Annotated in this window: 21 protein-coding genes; 16 read left to right on the top strand and 5 right to left on the bottom strand. The window is 69.6% G+C overall.

Annotated elements, in window-relative coordinates; genetic code table 11:
- Positions 1–22: 22 nt before the first annotated feature.
- From SLUN_RS05170 to SLUN_RS05155, 4 genes are all read left to right on the top strand, one after another.
- Positions 23–1420 carry a DUF6421 family protein gene (locus SLUN_RS05170; RefSeq protein ID WP_108147362.1) on the top strand — a complete coding sequence of 466 codons (1398 nt, stop codon included), beginning with the start codon at positions 23–25 and terminating at the stop codon, positions 1418–1420.
- Positions 1421–1446: 26 nt separating this feature from the next.
- Complete coding sequence (locus SLUN_RS05165; RefSeq protein ID WP_108147361.1) at positions 1447–2202, top strand: SDR family NAD(P)-dependent oxidoreductase; 756 nt, start codon at positions 1447–1449, stop codon at positions 2200–2202.
- Positions 2199–3269, top strand: a complete 1071-nt coding sequence (locus SLUN_RS05160) for a threonine aldolase family protein (protein WP_108147360.1) — start codon at positions 2199–2201, stop codon at positions 3267–3269. Before SLUN_RS05165 ends, SLUN_RS05160 begins: the two co-directional genes overlap by 4 nt.
- 172 nt (positions 3270–3441) lie before the next feature.
- A complete protein-coding gene (locus SLUN_RS05155) occupies positions 3442–4134 on the top strand; it encodes a B3/B4 domain-containing protein (RefSeq protein WP_108147359.1) in 693 nt (230 codons plus the stop codon).
- Between the two features lie 13 nt (positions 4135–4147).
- Here the strand turns inward: SLUN_RS05155 and SLUN_RS05150 are convergent, their stop codons facing one another.
- Positions 4148–4870 (bottom strand): lysophospholipid acyltransferase family protein, encoded by a 723-nt coding sequence (locus tag SLUN_RS05150; protein ID WP_108154539.1) that lies wholly within the window; start codon positions 4868–4870, stop codon positions 4148–4150.
- A 324-nt stretch (positions 4871–5194) separates the two neighbouring features.
- Between SLUN_RS05150 and SLUN_RS05145 the strand changes: the two genes are divergently transcribed.
- From SLUN_RS05145 to SLUN_RS05125, 5 genes are all read left to right on the top strand, one after another.
- Positions 5195–5554 carry a TlpA family protein disulfide reductase gene (locus SLUN_RS05145; protein WP_108154538.1) on the top strand — a complete coding sequence of 120 codons (360 nt, stop codon included), beginning with the start codon at positions 5195–5197 and terminating at the stop codon, positions 5552–5554.
- A 199-nt stretch (positions 5555–5753) separates the two neighbouring features.
- Positions 5754–6272: a flavin reductase family protein gene (locus SLUN_RS05140; RefSeq protein WP_108147358.1), complete on the top strand. Its 519-nt coding sequence runs from the start codon at positions 5754–5756 to the stop codon at positions 6270–6272.
- Between the two features lie 209 nt (positions 6273–6481).
- On the top strand, positions 6482–7267 hold the full coding sequence (locus SLUN_RS05135; RefSeq protein ID WP_108147357.1) for an electron transfer flavoprotein subunit beta/FixA family protein: 786 nt from the start codon (positions 6482–6484) through the stop codon (positions 7265–7267).
- 219 nt (positions 7268–7486) lie between these two features.
- Positions 7487–8449: an electron transfer flavoprotein subunit alpha/FixB family protein gene (locus tag SLUN_RS05130; protein ID WP_108147356.1), complete on the top strand. Its 963-nt coding sequence runs from the start codon at positions 7487–7489 to the stop codon at positions 8447–8449.
- A 155-nt stretch (positions 8450–8604) separates the two neighbouring features.
- Complete coding sequence (locus tag SLUN_RS05125; protein WP_108147355.1) at positions 8605–9894, top strand: DUF6986 family protein; 1290 nt, start codon at positions 8605–8607, stop codon at positions 9892–9894.
- A 68-nt stretch (positions 9895–9962) separates the two neighbouring features.
- On the opposite strand, the gene SLUN_RS05120 is transcribed toward SLUN_RS05125, so the two are convergent.
- Complete coding sequence (locus SLUN_RS05120; RefSeq protein ID WP_108154537.1) at positions 9963–10949, bottom strand: LacI family DNA-binding transcriptional regulator; 987 nt, start codon at positions 10947–10949, stop codon at positions 9963–9965.
- Positions 10950–11159: 210 nt separating this feature from the next.
- Between SLUN_RS05120 and SLUN_RS05115 the strand changes: the two genes are divergently transcribed.
- From SLUN_RS05115 to SLUN_RS05100, 4 genes are all read left to right on the top strand, one after another.
- Positions 11160–12125, top strand: coding sequence for an ROK family protein (locus SLUN_RS05115; protein ID WP_108147354.1), 966 nt, complete (start codon positions 11160–11162; stop codon positions 12123–12125).
- Positions 12126–12588: 463 nt separating this feature from the next.
- Positions 12589–13884 (top strand): ABC transporter substrate-binding protein, encoded by a 1296-nt coding sequence (locus tag SLUN_RS05110; protein ID WP_108147353.1) that lies wholly within the window; start codon positions 12589–12591, stop codon positions 13882–13884.
- A 135-nt stretch (positions 13885–14019) separates the two neighbouring features.
- Complete coding sequence (locus tag SLUN_RS05105) at positions 14020–14928, top strand: carbohydrate ABC transporter permease (RefSeq protein WP_175313056.1); 909 nt, start codon at positions 14020–14022, stop codon at positions 14926–14928.
- The gene (locus SLUN_RS05100; RefSeq protein WP_108147351.1) at positions 14925–15845 is read left to right on the top strand and encodes a carbohydrate ABC transporter permease; all 921 of its coding nucleotides are present in this window, start codon (positions 14925–14927) and stop codon (positions 15843–15845) included. The genes SLUN_RS05105 and SLUN_RS05100 overlap by 4 nt, the downstream gene beginning before the upstream one ends.
- A 44-nt stretch (positions 15846–15889) precedes the next feature.
- Here the strand turns inward: SLUN_RS05100 and SLUN_RS39905 are convergent, their stop codons facing one another.
- Positions 15890–16066, bottom strand: coding sequence for a DUF8839 family protein (locus tag SLUN_RS39905; protein ID WP_170146552.1), 177 nt, complete (start codon positions 16064–16066; stop codon positions 15890–15892).
- Between the two features lie 245 nt (positions 16067–16311).
- Between SLUN_RS39905 and SLUN_RS05095 the strand changes: the two genes are divergently transcribed.
- Positions 16312–17346: an NUDIX hydrolase gene (locus SLUN_RS05095; protein WP_108147350.1), complete on the top strand. Its 1035-nt coding sequence runs from the start codon at positions 16312–16314 to the stop codon at positions 17344–17346.
- Between the two features lie 63 nt (positions 17347–17409).
- On the opposite strand, the gene SLUN_RS05090 is transcribed toward SLUN_RS05095, so the two are convergent.
- The gene (locus tag SLUN_RS05090) at positions 17410–18774 is read right to left on the bottom strand and encodes a dipeptidase (protein WP_108147349.1); all 1365 of its coding nucleotides are present in this window, start codon (positions 18772–18774) and stop codon (positions 17410–17412) included.
- 146 nt (positions 18775–18920) lie between these two features.
- Here SLUN_RS05090 and SLUN_RS05085 point away from each other — a divergent pair, with 146 nt between their 5' ends.
- Entirely contained in the window at positions 18921–20150 is a 1230-nt protein-coding gene (locus SLUN_RS05085; protein ID WP_108147348.1) for a geranylgeranyl reductase family protein, read from the top strand.
- Positions 20151–20183: 33 nt separating this feature from the next.
- Here the strand turns inward: SLUN_RS05085 and SLUN_RS05080 are convergent, their stop codons facing one another.
- The gene (locus SLUN_RS05080; protein WP_108147347.1) at positions 20184–20633 is read right to left on the bottom strand and encodes a nitroreductase family deazaflavin-dependent oxidoreductase; all 450 of its coding nucleotides are present in this window, start codon (positions 20631–20633) and stop codon (positions 20184–20186) included.
- Positions 20634–20759: 126 nt separating this feature from the next.
- Between SLUN_RS05080 and SLUN_RS05075 the strand changes: the two genes are divergently transcribed.
- Positions 20760–21494: a TetR/AcrR family transcriptional regulator gene (locus SLUN_RS05075; RefSeq protein ID WP_108147346.1), complete on the top strand. Its 735-nt coding sequence runs from the start codon at positions 20760–20762 to the stop codon at positions 21492–21494.
- The last annotated feature ends 97 nt before the right edge of the window (positions 21495–21591 follow it).

The following is a 21591-nucleotide window of genomic DNA, read 5'->3' as shown; positions in this document are numbered from 1 at the left end:
GTTCTCCCGTGGAGGAAGTGACATGACGGAAATTCTTGTGCAGGACATTGCCGCAGGAGGCATATCCCAAGCCACCCGGGTGATCGAGCACCCGGCCTGGCCCCGGCTCAAGGATGCCGTCGGGGAGATCCGGCCCTGGCAGTCCAAGGACGGCTCGATCGACTTCGACGCCGACGGCGCCCCGACCCGTGTGGTCGTGGAGGCCGCGCTCGACCGAGTGATCGACGCGGTGGACGAGCTCTCCCCGCTGCTGCCGCACGACGTCGCGTACCACCGCGCGCTCGTCGCCGATCTGCACAAGTGGGCGGACAGCGCCTTCGACGTCCCCGACTTCCTGGACTCGCTGCTCGCCTTCCAGCCCGCCGCGAACCGCGCGGACGGACTGCAGCACCTCGTCGTCTTCCCGATGTACACGCAGAACGGCAACCCGGACCGCAATCTCGAAGCGGTCGTGCTGCGCATGGTCTGGCCCGAGTGGCTCTCCGAGCTGGAGCGCACCCGCTACGACAACCCCCTCTTCTGCGGCATCACCTTCGAGGACTTCACCGCCGGATACGACACCAACTCCGCGGTGCTCTTCCCGGAGACCATCGCCGTGCGCGAAGCCCCCGAGCGCTTCACCTGGGGCGGCATCTTCTGCGACCGTGAGGCCGCCCGGTTCCGCCGTGTCACCCACGAGGCCGTACGCATCCTCGGCCTCGAACTCCCCGAGGACATCGGGGAGATGGTCGGTGACCAGACGCGCTGCGAGCAGGCCTTCGTGCTCTGGGACATGGTCCACGACCGCACCCACAGTCATGGCGATCTGCCCTTCGACCCCTTCATGATCAAGCAGCGCCAGCCGTTCTGGATGTACGGCCTCGAGGAGCTGCGCTGCGACCTCACCGCCTTCAAGGCGGCCGTGCAGCTGGAGTCCGAGGGCAACGCGCACGGCCGCGATGTGCAGTACGCGGTGCTCTTCGACCGGATGTTCCGCTTCCCGGTCAGCGGTGACCGCGTGCGCAACTACGACGGTCTCGGCGGCCAGCTGCTCTTCGCGTACCTCCACAAGCACGATGTGGTGCGCTGGACCGACAACACGCTGAAGATCGACTGGGACCGGGCCCCGCAGGTCACCAACGACCTCTGCGCCGAGATCGAGAAGCTCTACCGCGACGGCATCGACCGGCCGAAGCTGGTCCACTGGTTCGCCGCGTACGAACTGGTCTCCACCTACCTCGCACCGCACCCCGGCTCCCGCTGGGCCAAGGGCCCCGATGCCCTCGATCTGTCCCAGCCGCCCCGCAAACTCGTCGACGACGTGCTTCCGGACGAGTTTCCGCTCAGCATGTTCTATGAGGCGCTCTCCAAGAGGCTGAAGAATGTGATCGCCTCCACCAAGGGGATCACCGCGGCGAGTGCCGAGCGGGTGTCCGCGTGAGCGCGAGCACGAAGGAGGCGACGACCATGAGGACAAACGGCACTGGTCCGCTGGAGGGCGCCGTGGTCGCGGTGGCCGGAGCCGCGGGCCCGGCCGGCCGGGCCACGCTGCTGCGCCTGGCCGAGGCCGGCGCGACAGTCGTCGCATCCGACGCGGACGCCGCGCGGCTCGCCGAGGCGGTCGACGCCGCCCGGTACGCGCACGGCGGCGCCACGGTCACCGGGGACACCGTCGACCTCCTTGATCTGAACGCCACCCGGGAGTGGGCGGACAAGACCGAGAAGGAGTTCGGCCGGATCGACGGCCTGGTCCATCTCGTCGGCGGCTGGCGCGGCAGCGCCTCCTTCACCGAGACCGACCTCGCCGACTGGCAGCTGCTCGAGAAGCTGCTGATCCGTACCGTCCAGCACACCTCGCTCGCCTTCCACGACGGACTGCTGCGCAGCGACCGCGGCCGCTATCTGCTGATCAGCGCGGCCGGCGCCAGCAACCCGACCGCCGGGAACGCCGCGTACGCCGCCTCCAAGGCCGCGGCCGAGGCGTGGACGCTCGCGCTCGCCGACGCCTTCCGCAAGGCGGGGGGCGAGGCCGGGCCGAAGGCCGCGGCTGCCATCCTGGTGGTCAAGGCACTGGTGCACGACGCGATGCGCGCCGAGCGCCCGAATGCGAAGTTCGCGGGCTTCACGGACGTGACGGAACTGGCCGAGGCCATCGCCGGAGTCTGGGACCGGCCCGCCCGGGAAGCGAATGGACAGCGTCTGTGGCTGACCCCCAAGCCGTGACACCGCCGAAGACCGACGCCCGACGCCACCACGATCCGTCCGTACGGGGCTTTGCCAGCGACAACTACGCGGGCGCACACCCCGAGGTCCTGGCGGCGCTCGCGCTCGCCAACGGCGGTCACCAGGTCGCCTACGGCGAGGACGAGTACACCGAGCACCTCCAGCGGGTCATCCACAGCCACTTCGGCCCGACGGCGGAGGCTTTCCCGGTCTTCAACGGCACCGGCGCCAACGTCACCGCGCTCCAGGCGCTCACCGACCGCTGGGGCGCTGTGATCTGCGCCGAGTCGGCGCACATCAATGTCGACGAGGGCGGCGCGCCGGAGCGGATGGGCGGGCTGAAGCTGCTGACCGTTGCGACCCCGGACGGAAAGCTCACACCCGAGCTCATCGACCGTCAGGCGTTCGGCTGGGACGACGAGCACCGGGCGATGCCGCAGGTCGTGTCGATCACCCAGAACACCGAGTTGGGCACCGTCTACACGGTCGAGGAGATCCGGGCGATCGTCGACCACGCGCACGGGCTCGGCATGAAGGTCCATCTCGACGGGGCCCGGATAGCCAACGCCGCCGCGTCGCTGGACGTCCCGATGCGGGCGTTCACCAACGCCGTCGGCGTCGATGTCCTCTCCTACGGCGGCACCAAGAACGGCATGCTGTACGGCGAGGCCGTGGTCGTCCTCAACCCGGACGCCGTGAGCCATATGAAGCATCTGCGGAAGCTGTCGATGCAGCTCGCCTCCAAGATGCGCTTTGTGTCAGTGCAGTTGGAGGCGCTGCTGGCGCGCGATCTGTGGCTGCGCAACGCCCGGCACTCCAACGCCATGGCCCAGCGTCTGGCTCAGGGTGTACACGCGGTCGACGGCGTGGAGATCCTCCATCCCGTCCAGGCCAACGCCGTCTTCGCACGACTGCCGCACGATGTGAGCGAGCGTCTGCAGAAGCGCTTCCGCTTCTACTTCTGGAACGAGGCGGCGGGCGACGTCCGCTGGATGTGCTCCTTCGACACCACCGAGGACGATGTCGACGCCTTCGTCCAGGCGCTGAAGGAAGAGATGGCGAAGTAGAGGTCCCTGTATGGGTATGTGGCCGACCGGAGAGTGACTGACCTCCGGTCGGCCACTTCCTTTTTTCGCTCGATGGAGATCGGCTGGCCTTTGGGATGCGAGTGGAGTCCAGCGTGATGGACTTTCCGGTACTCTATGCTGAACTATCGTCGACCTGTGAGGCAGCCCGACCATGACGCTCACGCTCACCGTCTCCGACGAGGTCCGGGACCTCGCGCCCGGCTTCACCCATCTCGCCGTCGAGGCGCGCGGTCTGGTCAACGGGCCGAGCAACGCCGACAGCTCGGCCCTGCTGGACGACGCCGCCCGCCGGCTCACCGAGCGGCTCGACGGACGCGCTCCGCACGAGGATCCGCACATGGTGGCCTGGCGCGCGGCGTACTCCGCGTTCGGATCCAAACCGTCCCGTACCCGCAACTCCGCCGAAGCTCTGGCCAAGCGGGCGCTCGCCGACGGCGGGCTGCCGCGCATCAACCGGCTGGTCGATCTCTACAACGCGATCAGCGTGGCCCATCTGATCCCGGTCGGCGGCGAGGACACCGACCACATCAAGGGCGGGATGCGGCTCGTACGGGCGACGGGCGCGGAGCCGTTCGTCACCGTCGCGGGCGGCGAGGAGAGCGTGGAGCACCCGGACACGGGCGAGGTCGTCTGGTGCGACGACGAAGGTGTCACCTGCCGGCGCTGGAACTGGCGCCAGGGCGTGCGCACCCGGCTCACCGAGGATTCGGTGAACGCGCTCTTCCTGCTGGAGAGCATGGCCCCCATGACGATCGGCGAGCTCGAGGCCGCAGCCGCCGAACTCGCCGAGTCGCTGGAGAAGTTGAGCCCCGGGGCGCAGATCACCGTCCGCCCGCCCCAGTAACGGGCGTGCCGTTTCAGCCGGTCTCGCGGACCTCGGCCGGAGTCGGCGCCGTACCCCCGAGGTGCGCGGGCACCCACCAGGTGTCGCTCGCGTCCTTGGGACGTACGGGGTAGGCGCGCTGAGCCGCTTCGAGGAGCTCCTGACAGCGCTCGCGCAGCCGCCGGGTGATCGCACCCGCGTACTGGTCGGCGGGAGCCTCCACCGGCGCGCCCACCCGGATCGTCACCGGGATGTGGCTGCGCTTGAAGTTCCGCGGCCGGCCCTTGGTCCAGATCCGCTGGGTGCCCCACAGGGCCATCGGGATGAGCGGCACGCCGGCCTCCTGGGCCAGGCGGGCCGCACCCGACTTGAAGCTCTTGAGCGTGAACGACTGCGAGATGGTCGCCTCGGGGAACACACCGATGATCTCGCCCGAGCGTAGCGAGTCCAGCGCGTGCGCGTAGGCCGCCTCACCCTGCTTGCGGTCGACCGGGATGTGCTTCATTCCGCGCATCAGCGGGCCGGAGATCTTGTGCCGGAAGACGGATTCCTTCGCCATGAAGCGCACCATGCGCTTCTGGGGGAGCGCCGCGAGCCCGGTGAAGATGAAGTCCAGATAGCTGATGTGGTTGCTGACGAGCACAGCGCCGCCCGAGCGCGGGATGTTCTCCGAACCCTGAGTGTCGATCTTCAGGTCGAGCGCCTTGAACATGGTGCGAGCGGCGCCGATGACCGGCCGATAGACGAGCTCTGCCATCTGGAGAAGACCCTTCTGTTGTGCCCGGGGAGGGTGCTCCCGGCGGAAGTTACGCAGCCGTAGGTTTTCGGCATTGGGCAGATCGTGCCCCATGTGCGGCGTGCTGACCAGTCCTGGGGGCTTTGGCGGGCGAGATTCTTGTCACGTCCTTCTTGTCCATCATGACCCTGCCGTCGTGGCGCGGCGGAGGAGTAGATGCATCTCGCAGAAGATCCCCCGTGCGGGACCGGGAATCTATACGGTCCTGTGAATGCTGTACGGGGGGATAACTGGACTTGTGGTGTGTGCGCAAGGCGCGCGCTCGCGGCGGCGAGCGTCTTCGGGATGTGGCAGCGCCGGAGCGGCGGGAGGCTGAAGGTGCGGGGTCGGGATGCCCAGAGACGGCTCGACGCGGACGAGCTCGGGGCGGAGCTGGGGCCGCGCGCCACGCTCGTTCAGTTCTCCAGTGCGTTCTGTCAGCCGTGCCGGGCGACGCGGCGCACGCTCGCCGAGGTCTCGGACATGATCGAAGGCGTCGCGCATCTGGAGATCGACGCGGAGGAACGGCTCACGCTGGTGCGCGAGCTCGGCATCCTCAGGACGCCCACCGTGCTCGTGCTCGACGCGGCCGGCCGCATCGTCACCCGGGCCTCGGGCCAGCCGCGCAAGGCGGATGTGATCGCCGCGCTCGGACAGGCGGTGTGACGCCCCGTGACCCGTGTCGCACATCCCGGGACGCGCTTGACTGCACCCACCATCCATCGTCACGCTGACGATGTGCCTCAAGAACTCCTTCTCCACGGGCGGGCTCATGTGGACCTCGCCCGTAACGCGAGTGCGCGCTGTCCGGCTGTCTGAGCAGCCACGGCCGCCCCGTTCGCATCCCCTGCAGAAGGACGACTCCATGACGGCTTCGCCCGATCTCGGTACCGCTTTCGGTACCGCTCAGCCGGCCTCTCCCGACCTGCTCCGCTCCGTCTTCCGGCAGCACGCCGCGGGCGTCGCGGTGATCACCGCCCAGGGGGAGAACCCCGTCGGATTCACCGCCACCTCACTCAACTCCGTAGCCGCGGAGCCGCCGTTGATCTCCTTCGGCGTCGGTACGTCCTCGTCCAGCTGGCCGGTCATCGCCCGGGCCGAGCACATAGGCGTCCACATACTCGGCGAGCACCAGCAGGAGCTGGCCGCCACCTTCGCGCGCAGCGGCGCCGACCGTTTCGCGCCGCCCACGCAGTGGCGTACGGGCCCGGAGGGCATCCCGGTCCTGGACGGCGTACTGGCCTGGCTGGTGTGCCGGACCGTCGGTCGTGTGCAGGCGGGGGACCATCGCATCGTGATCGCCGAGGTGGTCGTCGGGGACCCCGCCGGGGCGGGCCGTCCGCTGCTCTACCACCAGGGACGCTTCAACGCGCTGCGCGACTGAGAGTTCCCGGATGTGCTGGGGGATTGTCGGTTACTGAGCGTTGGCAAGGTCACAGTTCTAAGCGCTTGCATATGGGGAAAGAGCTCGGTGTACTGACGAGTAATATTTCGTTCGGAGCGCGGCCCGCCCCGACCGGGATCCGCCCAGTAAGGCGCCTATGCTGCCAACAGTAGGCAGCTCAGTAGAGACGATGCAGTAGGAGAGCCGGCGTGAGCTTGAGGATCGTTGTCTGTGTGAAGTACGTGCCCGACGCCACCGGCGACCGGCACTTCGCCGATGACCTGACCGTCGACCGCGACGACGTCGACGGCCTTCTGTCGGAGCTGGATGAGTACGCGGTCGAGCAGGCGCTGCAGATCGCTGACGAGGCCGACGACGCGGAGATCACCGTGCTGACCGTCGGCCCCGAGGACGCCAAGGACGCGCTGCGCAAGGCGCTCTCCATGGGCGCCGACAAGGCCGTCCACGTCGAGGACGACGATCTGCACGGCACCGACGTCATGGGCACCTCGCTGGTGCTCGCCAAGGCCATCGAGAAGACCGGTTACGACCTGGTCATTGCCGGTATGGCCTCGACGGACGGCACCATGGGCGTGCTCCCGGCGATCCTCGCCGAGCGCCTGGGCGTTCCGCAGGTCACGCTGCTCTCCGAGGTCAAGGTCGAGGACGGCGTCGTCAAGGGCCGCCGTGACGGCGACACCGCGAGCGAGCAGCTCGAGGCGTCGCTGCCGGCCGTCGTCTCCGTGACGGACCAGTCGGGCGAGGCGCGCTACCCGTCCTTCAAGGGCATCATGGCCGCCAAGAAGAAGCCGGTTCAGTCCCTGGACCTGGAGGACCTCGAGATCGACGCCGACGAGGTCGGCCTCGAGGGCGCCTGGACCGCGGTCGACTCGGCCACCGAGCGTCCGGCCCGTACCGCCGGCACGATCGTCAAGGACGAGGGCGAGGGCGGCAAGCAGCTGGCCGGGTTCCTTGCGAGCCAGAAGTTCATCTAGGGGAGTAGCGGCGCGGGCCTGTTGCAACACGACTCGCGCCCTTGGATCGCTCGCAGGAGAGCAATCCCGTGACTCCTCCCCCGAAGGGGCTTCTCACACGGCAGTCGAGACGGCCTCATGACGGACAAGCCCTGCCCGGAGCCGACAGGCTCGGGCGGAGGGTAGCAGTCAACAAGTCTTTCCCCGGCCGAAGTTCGGGGTTCTCGCCCAGGAGTAGCAATGGCTGAAGTTCTCGTCTATGTCGACCACGCGGACGGCGCCGTCCGCAAGCCCACCCTTGAGCTGCTGACCCTGGCCCGCCGCATCGGCGAGCCGGTCGCCGTCGCGCTGGGCCCCGGCGCCGAGGCCACCGCGCCCGCGCTCGCCGAGCACGGCGCGGTCAAGGTCCTCACCGCCGACGCCCCGGAGTTCGCCGACTACCTCGTCGTACCGAAGGTGGACGCGCTGCAGGCCGCGTACGAGGCCGTCTCCCCGGCCGCCGTACTGGTCCCGTCCTCCGCGGAGGGCAAGGAGATCGCGGCCCGCCTGGCGGTCCGTATCGGCTCCGGCATCATCACCGACGCTGTCGACATCGAGGCCGGCGACGAGGGCCCGGTGGCCACGCAGGCCGCGTTCGCCGCCTCCTACACCACCAAGTCCCGTGTCTCCAAGGGCACGCCGGTCATCACGGTGAAGCCGAACTCGGCCGCGGTCGAGGCCGCTCCGGCCGCGGGCGCCGTCGAGGCGCTCGCGGTCTCCTTCTCCGAGAAGGCCACCGGCACCAAGGTCGTCGCCCGCACCCCGCGCGAGTCGACCGGCCGCCCCGAGCTGACCGAGGCCGCGATCGTGGTCTCCGGCGGCCGTGGCGTCAACGGCGCCGAGAACTTCCACATCATCGAGGCGCTCGCCGACTCGCTCGGTGCCGCTGTCGGCGCCTCGCGCGCCGCAGTGGACGCCGGCTGGTACCCGCACTCCAACCAGGTCGGCCAGACCGGCAAGTCGGTCTCCCCGCAGCTGTACATCGCTTCCGGCATCTCCGGCGCGATCCAGCACCGGGCCGGCATGCAGACCTCGAAGACCATCGTGGCCATCAACAAGGACGCCGAGGCCCCGATCTTCGACCTGGTCGACTACGGCGTGGTCGGCGACCTCTTCGAGGTCGTCCCGCAGCTGACCGCAGAGGTCCAGAGCCGCAAGGGCTGACCTGCGGAAGTCTGGTACGGCCCGGGGCCGCGTGGTGATCTTCACCGCGCGGCCCCGCCCGTTTTCGGGTGACCATTGACGCAGGTCGCGACCGCCTACTAACTTCGCTATACGGATTATTGATTCCGTGGAGCGGAAAACAGGAAGGTGCAGGGATGGGTCAGCAGGAGAAGGTGGCAATGAGCCTCGCCGGAGCGGTCAGCGAGGGCATCAGCGCTTCCCTCGCGCCGGTGGACGCCGAGCTCGCCCGCCGTTACCCGGGAGACCCCGGCACCCGCCAGCCCGTGCACACCGTCTACGTACCCGGCGACGTCTTCGCCGCCGACACCATCGGCTCCTGGGGCGAGGCGGCGCTGGCGGCACTCGACGAGCACGCCCCCGACGCCGCCTCCCTCGCCGCCGTACTCGGCCTCTCCGACGAGCTCGCGGGGCCGGTCCACGACCGCGTACGGGCCAAGCTGGAGCGCGAGCCCGTCGAGGACCTGCGCGTCGACTTCGAGGACGGCTACAGCGGGCGTGACGAGGACGCGGATGCCGCCCGCGCCGCCCGGCTGATCTCCCAGGCGTACGAGAACCGAACCGCCGCCCCGTACATGGGCATCCGCATGAAGTGCATGGAGGCCGCCGTACGCGACCGCGGCATCCGCACCCTCGACATCTTCCTCACCGGCCTGATGGAGGCCGGCGGTCTGCCCGACGGGCTCGTGCTGACCCTCCCCAAGGTCACCTACACCGAGCAGGTCACCGCGATGGTGCGGCTGGTCGAGGAGTTCGAGAAGGCACGGGGCCTGGACGCGGGCCGGATCGGCTTCGAGATCCAGATCGAGACCAGCCAGTCCATCCTCGCCGCCGACGGCACCGCCACCGTGGCCCGGATGATCGACGCCGCCGAGGGCCGGGCCACCGGACTGCACTACGGCACCTTCGACTACAGCGCCTGCCTCGGCGTCAGCGCCGCCTACCAGGCCAGCGACCACCCGGCGGCCGACCACGCCAAGGCGGTCATGCAGGTCGCCGCAGCCGGTACCGGCGTACGGGTCTGCGACGGCTCCACCAACGTCCTGCCGGTCGGCACGACCGAGAAGGTGCACGACGCCTGGCGGTTGCACTACGGCCTCACCCGCCGCGCCCTGGCCCGCGCCTACTACCAGGGCTGGGACATGCACCCCGGCCACCTGCCGACCCGCTACGCCGCGGTCTTCGCCTTCTACCGCGAGGGCTTCGAGAAGGCCGCCGCGCGCCTGGCCGCGTACGCCGGCCATGCGGGCGGTGACGTCATGGACGAGCCAGCCACCGCCAAGGCGCTCAGCAGCTATCTGCTGCGCGGAATCGACTGCGGCGCACTCGACACCGCCGAGGTCGCCCGGCTCACCGGTCTGACGCGTGCCGATCTGGACGGATTCGCCTCGCCGCGCCGCGGGGACCTCACGACCACAGCCCAGTAACAGCCGCCGGTGTCCTCGTCAGCGACGTCCACATCGAGGGCGGGGACGACGACCGGCCGGTGCCCGGACTACCGGTCTGCCGACGGCGGGACCTCGCCCGAGCCGCGCGGGATCAGTACTGTCTCCAGCGCCACCAGCGCGGGCTCGTCGTCCACACCGTCCAGACGGCGGAACAGTCGCTCGGCCGCGGTGCGCCCCAGGGTCGCCGCGTCCTGGGCTATGACGGTGATGCCGAGCAGATCGGCGAGCTCGATGTCGTCGAAGCCGACCAGGGCGACCGGGCGCTCGCGCTCCGCCAGGACCCGTACGGCTGTCACCGTCACGCGGTTGTTGCCCGCGAAGATCGCGGTGACCGGTTCGGGGCCTTCCAGCATCGCCTCGGCCGCCGCCCGCACCCGCTCTGGCGCGGTGATGCCCAGCGACACCCAGCTGTCGTCCACCACGAGCCCGGCGTCCTCCATGGCGGCGCGGTAGCCGCGCACCCGCTCGACAGCGGTGTGGATACGCGGCTGGTCCCCGATGAAGCCGATACGGCGGTGGCCGTGCGCGATCAGATGCGCCACGCCCTTGCGGGCGCCGCCGAAGCTGTCCGAGAGCACCACGTCCGCGTCGATCTGACCGGCGGGCCGGTCCACGAACACCGTGGCTATGCCGGCCTTGATCTCGGGCTCCAGATAGCGGTGGTCGTGGCCGGCCGGGATCACGATCAGCCCGTCCACCCGGCGGGCACAGAGCGCGAGGACCAGCTCCTGCTCGCGCTCCGGGTCCTCGGCGCTGGAGCCGTTGATGAGCAGGGCGCCGTGGGCGCGGGCGACCTCCTCGACGGCGCGGTTCAGCGGACCGTAGAAGGGGTCGGCGAGATCTTCCAGGACCAGCCCGATCGAGGCGGTGCGGCCCTTGCGCAGCACCCGCGCGCTGTCGTTGCGGCGGAAGCCGAGGGACTCGATCGCCTCCTGCACCCGGCGCTCGGTGTCGGGGGTGACACCGGGCTCGCCGTTGACCACCCGGGAGACGGTTTTCAGGCCGACTCCGGCCCGCGAAGCGACATCCTTCATGGTGGGCCGATTGCCGTAGCGGGGCTCGGGGCCTCGCGGGCGTCCCGTCGAAGGCAGGTGACGGTCGGTCTCGGCCACGGTGCGCTGTCCTGTCGTTGTCCGGTGTGCGAGGGTGTGGCGTCGAGCATAGGCCCTGGACAACGTTGTCAGGGGAATGGAGACTGTTACCGAATCCGCAGGTCCGACAGCTCCCCGGGGGATCCCACACCGATGCATACCGACCTAGTCGCCGCTCTCGACATCGGCGGCACCAAGATCGCCGGCGCATTGGTGGACGGCAGCGGCAGGATACTCCTTCGGGCGCAGCGCCCGACGCCTGCCCAGGAGGACGGCGACACGGTGATGCGCGCCGTGGAGGCGGTTCTGGCCGAGCTCAGTGTCTCCCCGCTCTGGGCGGGGACCTCTGCCGTCGGCATCGGCAGCGCCGGCCCCGTGGACGCCTCCGCCGGCACCGTCAGTCCGGTCAATGTCCCCGGCTGGCGGGACTTCCCGCTGGTCTCGCGGGTGCGCAGGGCCGCGGGCGGGCTGCCCGTCGCGCTGGTCGGCGACGGGGTCGCGATGACGGCCGCCGAGCACTGGCAGGGCGCCGCCCGCGGCTACGACAACGCGCTGTGCATGGTCGTCTCGACGGGCGTCGGCGGCGGACTCGTGCTGAACGGAAAGCTCCACCCGGGACCGACCGGCAATGCCGGGCACATCGGCCACATCAGCGTCGACCTGGACGGTGATCTGTGCCCGTGCGGCGCACGCGGCTGCGTGGAGCGGATTGCCAGCGGCCCGAACATCGCGCGCCGGGCGCTGGAGAACGGCTGGCAGCCCGGCCCCGACGGCGACACGTCCGCAGCCGCTGTGGCCGCCGCCGCCCGGGCGGGACACCCGGTCGCCGTGGCCTCCTTCGAGCGTGCGGCCCAGGCGCTCGCTGCCGGGATCGCCGCCACCGCGACCCTCGTCGAGATCGAGATCGCGGTCATCGGCGGGGGAGTGGCGGGCGCGGGCGATGTGCTCTTCGTGCCGCTGCGCCGTGCGCTGCGTGACTACGCCACGCTCTCCTTCGTACAGCGGCTGACGGTGGCCCCGGCCCTGACGGGCACGGACGCCGGTCTGGTGGGTGCGGCCGCTGCCGCCTCGCTCGGCCGTCACGGCGAGGCGGCAGCGGTGGTCAGCAGCCGATCCTGAGGTCGGCCCGGCCGGCGTGGTCGGAGTCGAGCCCCTCCCCGCCGTCGACCCTTCGTCGCCGCGGCCGCGGGACCGGCCGGCGTGGCCGGGGCACCGGCGGCGACGGCCGGGGTGCCCAGCCCCGCTGCGCAGAGCGGCGCGGCGGCCAGCGCTCCGACGACTCTGTGGCGGGTACTGCGGGTGGGAAGGTGACGCATCATGACGTTCCTCCGTACTCGCGCGTTTTGGGGTGACGGCATGCACGTGTCAGTCGCGAGCGTTTACGGTAGGCCGTGTTGGAGTCTGTTGGAGAGAGGCGGTAACAGTTGGTCGATGTCTCGTCAAAACCCTTGACGACACCCCTTTCTGGGAGTGAGATCCAATCCTCGCGTTGGGTTGTGTTGGGTTGCACCCCGGAGGAGGGGACATGGCGCAGTCATCGTTCAACGGTTCTGCCGCGCCCGGGAGCGTGGCAGGACATCGGATGTCCCGGCGGAATCTGCTGCGTGGTGCGGCGGTGGGTGCGGGTGCGATCACGCTGCCCTCGCTGCTCGCCGCCTGCGGCAGTGGGCCCGGCGGGGACGGCAAGACCATCACCATGGGGTCCAACTCGTCCGACCCGGTGCCCAAGAAGGCATTCGCAGACGCTTTCGCCGCGTACGGCAAGCAGTCCAAGGACGGACGGAAGGTCAAGGTCAACACCGTTGACCACAACACCTTCCAGGAGAACATCAACCGGTATCTGCAGGGCAAGCCGGACGATGTCCTCATGTGGTTCGCGGGCTACCGCATGCAGTTCTTCGCGAAGAAGGGCCTGCTGCACGACATCAGCGACAACTGGGGGAGCTACCAGGGCTTCTCCCCGGCGCTGAAGGCCCAGTCGACCGGCGAGGACGGCAAGCAGTACCTCACGCCGTACTACTACTACCCGTGGGCCGTCTTCCACCGGAAGAGCGTCTTCCAGGAGCACGGGTACACGGCTCCCAAGACGCTCGACGAGTACATAACGCTCGCCAAGCAGATGCGGAAGGACAAGCTCGTCCCCATCGCGTTCTGCGACAAGGACGGCTGGCCGGCGATGGGAACGTTCGACTACATCAACATGCGCACCAACGGCTACGAATTCCACAAGAACCTGATGGCGGGCCAGGAGGCGTGGACCGACAAGCGCGTCAAGGACGTCTTCGACACCTGGCGCAGCCTTCTCCCGTACTGCCAGCCCGGAGCCAACGGCCGTACCTGGCAGGAGGCCGCGACCAGCCTGCAGAAGAAGGAGGCCGGGATGGCGGTCTTCGGACTCCCGCACCCCGGTGCCCAGTTCCCCAAGGCGGAGCAGGCCGACATCGATTTCTTCCCGTTCCCGGTGATCAACCCCGAGCACGGTCAGGACGCGGTCGAAGCGCCCATCGACGGCTTCCTGCTGGCGAAGAAGTCCAAGAACCTCAACAACAAGGCGAACATGGAGAGCGCCAAGGACCTGCTGAAGTGGCTCGCCACCGGCGAGGCCGAGGACATCTACCTCGCCGGCGACCCCAACAACATCGCCGTGAGCGACCAGGCCGACATCTCCAAGTACACCCCGCTGCAGAAGAAGGCCGTCGAACTCGTCTCCGGCGCCAAGCAGATCTCGCAGTTCCTGGACCGCGACACAAGGCCGGACTTCTCCTCGACCGTGATGATTCCGGCCATTCAGACCTTCATCAACAAGCCGAAGGACGTGGACGGGTTGGTCAACAGCATCGAGAGGCAGAAGAAGACCATCTTCGCCACCGAGGACTGACCGTCGCCGGCCGAAACCGACTTGGAGCCACCAGCCGTGCCGCTGCTGCAATCTCCCGGGGGACAGTCCCCGGACCCCGGGCCTGAACCGCAGGCCGCCCGGGGTACCCCGAAGGGCACCGGGGGGCGAACGAGAGTGAGCATCTCGCGGCGCGCCGGACGACGAGGGCCGCGGCGGTTCACCCGCCGCGACCTCGCGGTCCTCGGCGTACTGTTGGGCATACCGATCCTGCTCGACGTCTTCATCGTGTGGGGTCCGACCCTCGCCTCCATCGCGCTCTCCTTCACCAGCTGGGACGGCATCGGGGACATTCGCTGGGTCGGCACGCAGAACTACGAGAACCTCTTCACCAACTACCCGCAGTTCTGGCCCGCCGCCCGGCACAATCTGCTCTGGCTGGCCTTCCTCGGACTGGTCGCGACCCCGTTCGGACTGCTGCTGGCCGTCCTGATCGACAGGGGCGTACGGTTCAGCCGCTTCTACCAGTCGACGCTCTACATGCCGGTGGTGCTCTCCCTCGCCGTCGTCGGCTTCATCGCCCAGCTGATCTTCTCCCGTGACCAGGGCGCGCTCAACGCGATCCTCGGGGACACCGAGAAACCCACCGACTGGCTCGGCGATCCCGACCTGAACATCTGGATGATCCTGCTGGCCGCGGCGTGGCGGCACACCGGCTATGTGATGATCCTCTACCTGGCGGGCCTCAAGGCCGTCGACGCCTCGCTGAAGGAAGCGGCGGCCATCGACGGGGCGAGCGAGGCACAGACCTTCTTCCGCGTCGTCTTCCCGACCCTGCGCCCCGTGAATGTGATCGTCGGCGTGATCACCGTCATCGAGGCGCTGCGCGCCTTCGACATCGTCTACGCCGTCAACAAGGGCAGAAACGGTCTGGAGTTGCTCTCCGTCCTGGTCACCGACAACATCATCGGCGAGGCCAGCCGGATCGGATTCGGCTCCGCGATCGCCGTGGTGCTGCTGCTCGTCTCCATGGGATTCGTCGTGACGTATCTGGTCCAGGAGATCCGTGGGGAGAAGAACCGATGACGCTCGACACCGCCCCGGCGCCCGCCGCCGCACCCGCCGCGGCCGCACCGCCCCGCAAGCGCGTCCTCCGCCCGGGCCGGCTCGGCGTGCACGCCTTCCTGATGGCCGTCTCGCTGGCGTTCCTCGCGCCGCTGCTGCTCGCGGTGTACGCCTCGCTCAGGCCGTACGACGAGACATCCGAGCACGGGTACTTCTCGCTGCCGAAGAAGCTCTCCTTCGACTACTACCAACAGGCCTTCAGCGACTCGGGGATGATGAAGTACTTCATCAACACCCTCATCATCGCTGTGCCCGGAGTGCTGCTGACGCTGTTCTTCGCGTCGTTCGTGGCCTTCGCCGTGTCACGGCTGAGGATGCGCGGCTCGATCGTGCTGCTGATGCTCTTCACCGCGGGCAATCTGCTGCCCCAGCAGGTGATCGTCACGCCGCTGTACGTCCTGTTCAACCGCATCCCGCTGCCGTACTGGATGTCCGACTCGATGACGATGTTCGACTCGTTCTGGGCCGTCATCGCCGTCCAGGTCGGCTTCCAGATCGGGTTCTGCGTCTTCGTCCTCGCCAACTTCATGCGCACGCTGCCGCAGGAGATCCTGGAGGCGGCGATCGTGGACGGCGCGAGCGTGTGGACGCAGTACTGGCGCATCACCCTGCCGCTGTGCCGCCCCGCCCTCGCGGCCCTCGGCACGCTCCAGTTCACCTGGATGTACAACGACTTCCTCTGGGCGCTCGTCTTCATCTCCGACGGCGACAAGCTCCCGATCACCTCGGCGCTGAACAACCTGCGCGGTCAGTTCTTCACCGACTACAACCTGCTGGCCGCGGGCTCGGTCATCGTCGCCCTGCCGACGCTGATCGTCTTCCTGCTGCTGCAGCGGCACTTCATCGCCGGGCTCACGCTCGGCTCCACCAAGGGCTAGAGCCTTTCGTTCGGATCTTGCCGGGGACGGGGGCTCCGTCGCGTTCAGCAGACCGCGTCGGCGGTCTGCTGCCCCACGACCACCAGGAACGCGTCCGATTCGAGGTCCATTACGACCTCCGCCGCCAGACCCTCGTCCTGGCGTGCCCGTGCGAACTCCTCGGCCGGCCAGCTGCCGCGCGGGCCCCCCGCGGGAAACCTCTCCAGTACCGTACGGCGCATCCCGCACCACCCCCTTGTCTCTCTCGTTCCAACGATGCTCCGCGCCCGGGTGTCACGGTCCGGCGCGGGGCGTCCGTTCGTATGGTGAGACGCACCGGGGCGCGGGACGGTGGCGGTGAACCGGCAACAGCACGGCCACAGTTGTGTCCCTGGCGGGTCGACGATCACTCGACCGGTTCCTGTAACGGGTTTCCGTGGCAGGGTGTTGCGGGCAATCCACTGAGGGCTACGAAAGAGGGGGAACCGTGATCGTCTGGATCAACGGTGCGTTCGGAGCGGGCAAGACCAGTACTGCGCGCGAACTGATCGACCTGATCCCGAACAGCACGCTGTTCGACCCCGAGCTGACCGGCGGCTCTCTGGGCGCTCTGCTGCCCCAGAAGCGGCTCGCCGAGGTGAGCGACTACCAGGATCTGCCGATCTGGCGGCGGCTGGTGGTGGACACCGCGGCGGCGCTCCTGGCCGAGCTGGGCGGCGTACTGGTGGTGCCGATGACGCTGCTGCGCCAGGAGTACCGCGACGAGATCTTCGGCGGGCTCGCGGCCCGCCGGATTCCCGTACGCCATGTCCTGCTCGCTCCTGATGAAACGATCCTGCGCGAGCGGATAGCCAACCGCGAGGAGCCGGACATCCCCGACGCCGAACAGCGCGTCAGGCAATGGGCGTACGAGCACATCGAGCCGTATCTCGCCGCGCTCGACTGGATCGGCGCGGACGCGTACGTCATCGACAGCAGCCGGCTCGACCCCCGGCAGACGGCGCGGCGGATCGCCGAGGCGGTACGCAGTGGGGCCGCCGCGGAGTGCGAGATCGTCCAGACGCCCGAGCCGACCGCCGAAACCCTCGCCGCCGGAGTGCTGCTCTTCGACGAGGAGGACCGGGTGCTGCTCGTCGACCCGACCTACAAGCCGGGCTGGGAGTTCCCCGGCGGAGTGGTGGAGCGGGGCGAGGCGCCCGCTCGCGCCGGGATGCGGGAGGTCGCCGAGGAGCTGGGCCTCGAACTCGCCGAGGTACCACGGCTGTTGGTGGTCGACTGGGAGCCGCCGCGGCCACCGGGATTCGGCGGGCTGCGGCTGCTCTTCGACGGCGGCCGGCTGCCGGGCGCCGAGGCGGGGCGGGTGCTGCTGCCGGGCTCGGAGCTGCGTGGCTGGCGGTTCGTGGGCGAGGAGGAGGCAGCGGAGCTGCTGCCCCCCACCCGCTACGAGCGGCTGCGCTGGGCCCTTCGGGCGCGCGAGCGTGGCGCCGTGCTCAACCTGGAGGCCGGCGTCCCCGTCGGCTGACGAGAGCGGTACGTCCGCGGCGTCCTTGGTGGTGCCACGGTCAGGACGCCGGCCCAGCGGGCCTCAGGCCTTCTTGGACTCGGCGTAGTTGACCAGGAAGAGCGCCTCGGCCACGGACAGCCGCTCCAGCTCCTCGGGCGACACACTCTCGTTCACCGCGTGGATCTGCGCCTCGGGCTCGCTCAGGCCGATCAGCAGGATCTCCGCGTCGGGGTAGAGCGAGGCGAGCGTGTTGCACAGCGGGATCGAGCCGCCCATGCCCGAGGACTGCATCTCCTCGCCCGGGTAGGCGACGCGCATCGCCTGGGCCATCGAGGTGTACGCCGGGCTGGAGATGTCCGCCTGGAACGGCTGGCCCTGGCCGACCTGCTCGAAGGAGACCCGGGCGTTCCACGGGGTGTGCTTCTGGATGTGCGCGAACAGCAGCTCGGTCGCCTCGGTCGCGTCCTGGCCGGGCGGCACCCGCAGGCTGATCTGGGCCCGGGCGCTCGCCGGGATGGACGGTGTCGCGCCGGCCACCGGCTGGCAGTCGATGCCGACCACGGTGACCGCGGGGCGCGCCCAGATGCGGTCGGCGACCGTGCCGTTGCCGGGCAGCCCGACACCGTCGAGGACCTTGGCGTCCGTGCGGAACTCGGCCTCGGGGTACTGCAGTCCGTCCCACGCGGCCTGCGCCGGGAGTCCGTCGATCACCGTCGAGCCGTCCTCGGCACGCAGCGAGTCCAGTACGCGGATGAGCGCGGCCAGCGCATCGGGGGCGGCGCCGCCGAACTGGCCCGAATGGAGATTGCCCTCAAGGGTGTCGATCCGGACCCGGATCATCGTCATGCCGCGCAGCGTCGACGTCACCGTCGGCAGACCGACCCGGAAGTTCCCGGTGTCGCCGATCACGATGGCGTCGGCCGTCAGCAGCTCCGGGTGCGCCTCGGCGTACTGCTCGAGACCGCCCGTGCCCTGCTCTTCCGAGCCCTCCACGATCACCTTCACGGAGACCGGGAGGCCGCCGTTCGCCTTGAGGGCGCGCAGCGCGAGCAGATGCATGATGAAGCCGCCCTTGCAGTCGGCGGCACCGCGCCCGTACCAGCGGCCGTTCCGCTCGGTCAGCTCGAAGGGCGGGGTCACCCACGCGGACTCGTCCAGCTTGGGCTGCACGTCGTAGTGCGCGTACAGCAGAACGGTCGGCGCACCCTCCGGTCCGGGCAGCAGGCCGTACACCGACTGCGAACCGTCGGGGGTGTCGAGCAGTGCGACCTCCGGGAAACCCTCGCTGCGCAGCGCCTCGGCCACCCAGTTCGCGGCGGCCTCGCACTCGCTCCTCGGCGCCACGGCCTCGTCCGCCACCGACTGGAAGGCCACCAGCTCCGTCAACTCCGCCTTGGCGCGGGGCATCAATGAGGCAATGGTCTCGGCTATCGGATCGGCGGTCATGGGCACGCTCCTCGTGGGTGCGACGTTATGTGGTGTGTGTACGGCGAATGTGTGGCCGATCCTCCCACAGCGGGCGGGACCCGGCCGCGCCGTAGGATGCCGTCGAGAGCAGGGGTCATGCGTCGGATCGGGAGCAGAAGCACATCGTGAGCAGCGAGAACGCAGAAGCCGGGGCAGAGGCGGCACGTGAGCACGGCGATCCGGTGTGGGACGTCGTCGTGGTCGGCGGCGGGCCCGCGGGGGCTTCGGCGGCCTATGCGGCGGCGGCCGCCGGCCGCCAGGTGCTGCTGCTGGAGAAGGCCGAACTGCCGCGCTACAAGACCTGCGGGGGAGGGATCATCGGCCCCTCCCGCGACAGCCTCCCGCCCGGCTTCGAACTGCCGCTGCAGGACCGCGTACACGCTGTCACCTTCTCGCTGAACGGCAAGCTCACCCGCACCCGCCGCTCCAAGCGGATGCTCTTCGGACTGATCAACCGCCCGGAGTTCGACGCCGGTCTGGTGGAGGCGGCGCAGAAGGCGGGCGCCGTACTGCGGACCGGCGCGGCCGTCTCCCGGGTCGAGCAGCACGGACCTGCCGTCCCGGACCGGCGCACGGTCGCCGTGGTGCTCGCGGACGGCGAGACCGTGCTGGCGCGGGCGGTGGTCGGCGCGGACGGCAGCGCCGGCCGGATAGGGGCACACGTCGGGGTGAAGCTCGACCAGGTGGACCTCGGCCTCGAGGCGGAGATCCCGGTGCCGGCGACCGTGGCGGAGGACTGGGCGGGGCGGGTGCTCATCGACTGGGGGCCGATGCCCGGGAGTTACGGCTGGGTGTTCCCCAAGGGGCGGACGCTGACCGTGGGAGTGATCTCGGCGCGCGGCGAGGGCGCGGCTACCAAGCGCTATCTGGAGGACTTCATCGCCCGGCTGGGGCTCGCCGGATTCGAGCCGGCGATCTCCTCGGGGCATCTGACCCGGTGCCGCAGCGACGACTCGCCGCTGTCGCGCGGGCGGGTGCTGGTGTGCGGGGACGCGGCAGGGCTGCTGGAGCCGTGGACCCGGGAAGGGATCTCCTTCGCGCTGCGGTCGGGGCGGCTCGCGGGGGAGTGGGCGGTACGGATCTCGGAGGCCCATGACGCCGTGGACGCCCGTCGGCAGGCGCTGAACTACGCGTTCGCGATCAAGGCGGGACTGGGTGTGGAGATGGGGATCGGGCGGCGGATGCTCGCGCTCTTCGAGCGCCGTCCCGGGCTGTTCCATGCGGCGCTCACCGGTCTTCGGCCCGCGTGGAAGGCGTTCGCGGACATCACCCGCGGATCGACGACGCTGGCCGGGCTGGTGCGTACGCACGGGGTGGCGCGGCGGGCGCTGGAGATGATGGACCGGCGTGGCTAAGCGGTGCGGGGAAGTCCGGGTCGTCTGTGCGGCTCACTTGGTCACGGTGATCCGGAAGACGGGGTGCCTGTGCGCCGCGGCGAGCAGTTCCTCGTCCGTCGACTTCGCGTTGACGTCGCCGAAGAACCGGCCGACCTCCCAGCCCCAGCGCTTGAGGTAGGTGCGCAGCAGGGTGGGCTTCTCATCGTCGGGCAGCTCCACCGCGGTGAACTGCTGGATCTTACGGCCGACTTGGAGCTGTCCGCCGCCCGCGGCGCGCAGATTGCGGACCCACTGGGAGTGGCCGCGGGCGGAGATCAGGTACGGGCCGCCCTCGTAGGGGAGCGGGTTGACCGGGATACGCCGCCATTCGCCGCTGGTGCGGCCGCGCACGGAGAGCTCGGCCGTGCCCATGAGGCTGATACCGCGGCGGGCGAGCCAGGCGACGCTGCCGTTGACGATGTTGTCGAAGCGGCCGGGCCGGATGTAGTGCGCCTGCGACATGGTGTCCCCTTCGATTGAGAGAGCACTGCTCTCGCTCAAGAGCAGTGTGCACCGAATCGGTGATCCAAAGCAAGAGCGGTGCTCTCGTTGTTGGGCACTGCTCCGAAGCGTGAAAGACTGCACTCCATGACCACGATCCGAGGGGCCAGGGAACGGGCCCGTATCGAAGTCACCGCAGCCATCAAGGACGAGGCTCGCAAACAGCTCGCGGCCGAGGGCGCGGCCAAGCTCTCCCTGCGCGCCGTCGCCCGTGAGCTGGGCATGGTGTCCTCCGCCCTCTACCGCTACTTCCCGAGCCGCGACGAGCTGCTGACCGCCCTCATCGTCGACGCGTACGACGCCGTCGGCGCCGCGGCCGAGACCGCGCTCGCCGCCGCCCCCGACCCTCTCGACCACCCCGCCCGCTGGACCGCGATCTGCTCGGCGGTACGCACCTGGGCCCTCGCCCACCCCCATGAGTACGCGCTGATCTACGGCTCCCCGGTCCCCGGCTACACCGCACCCATGGACACTGTCGGACCCGCGTCCCGCGTCGGCCTCGCACTGATCTCGGTAGCCCGCGACGCCCACCGTTCCGACGGTATCGCGCTGCCGCCGCTCGCCGAGGAGCTGCGCGCCGAAGCCCACAGGCTCACTGCCGTTGTCGCCCCCGACCTGCCACCCGCCGTTGTCGTTTCCCTGGTGGCCGCCTGGGCGCAGCTCTTCGGCCTCCTCTCCTTCGAGCTCTTCGGCCAGTTCAACCGGGTCGTCGAGGAGCGGGACGTGTTCTTCGCCCAGGCTGCGAACCGCCTGGTGTACGAGGTCGGCCTCCGGCCGCGTCACACCGGAGGCACACACTCCGGCAACATCGCCGGACCCTGACGGAGCAGGCGTCGGCGGCCGACCCCGTACTGCGCAGGGAGTACGTGTGATCGCCACGCTCGGCTGACGCCCTGGTGCCCGGCCCCGGTCTAGCGTT

It is taken from the genome of Streptomyces lunaelactis (genome assembly GCF_003054555.1).
Lineage (GTDB): Bacteria > Actinomycetota > Actinomycetes > Streptomycetales > Streptomycetaceae > Streptomyces > Streptomyces lunaelactis.
This window is presented reverse-complemented; position numbering and strand designations above follow the sequence as displayed.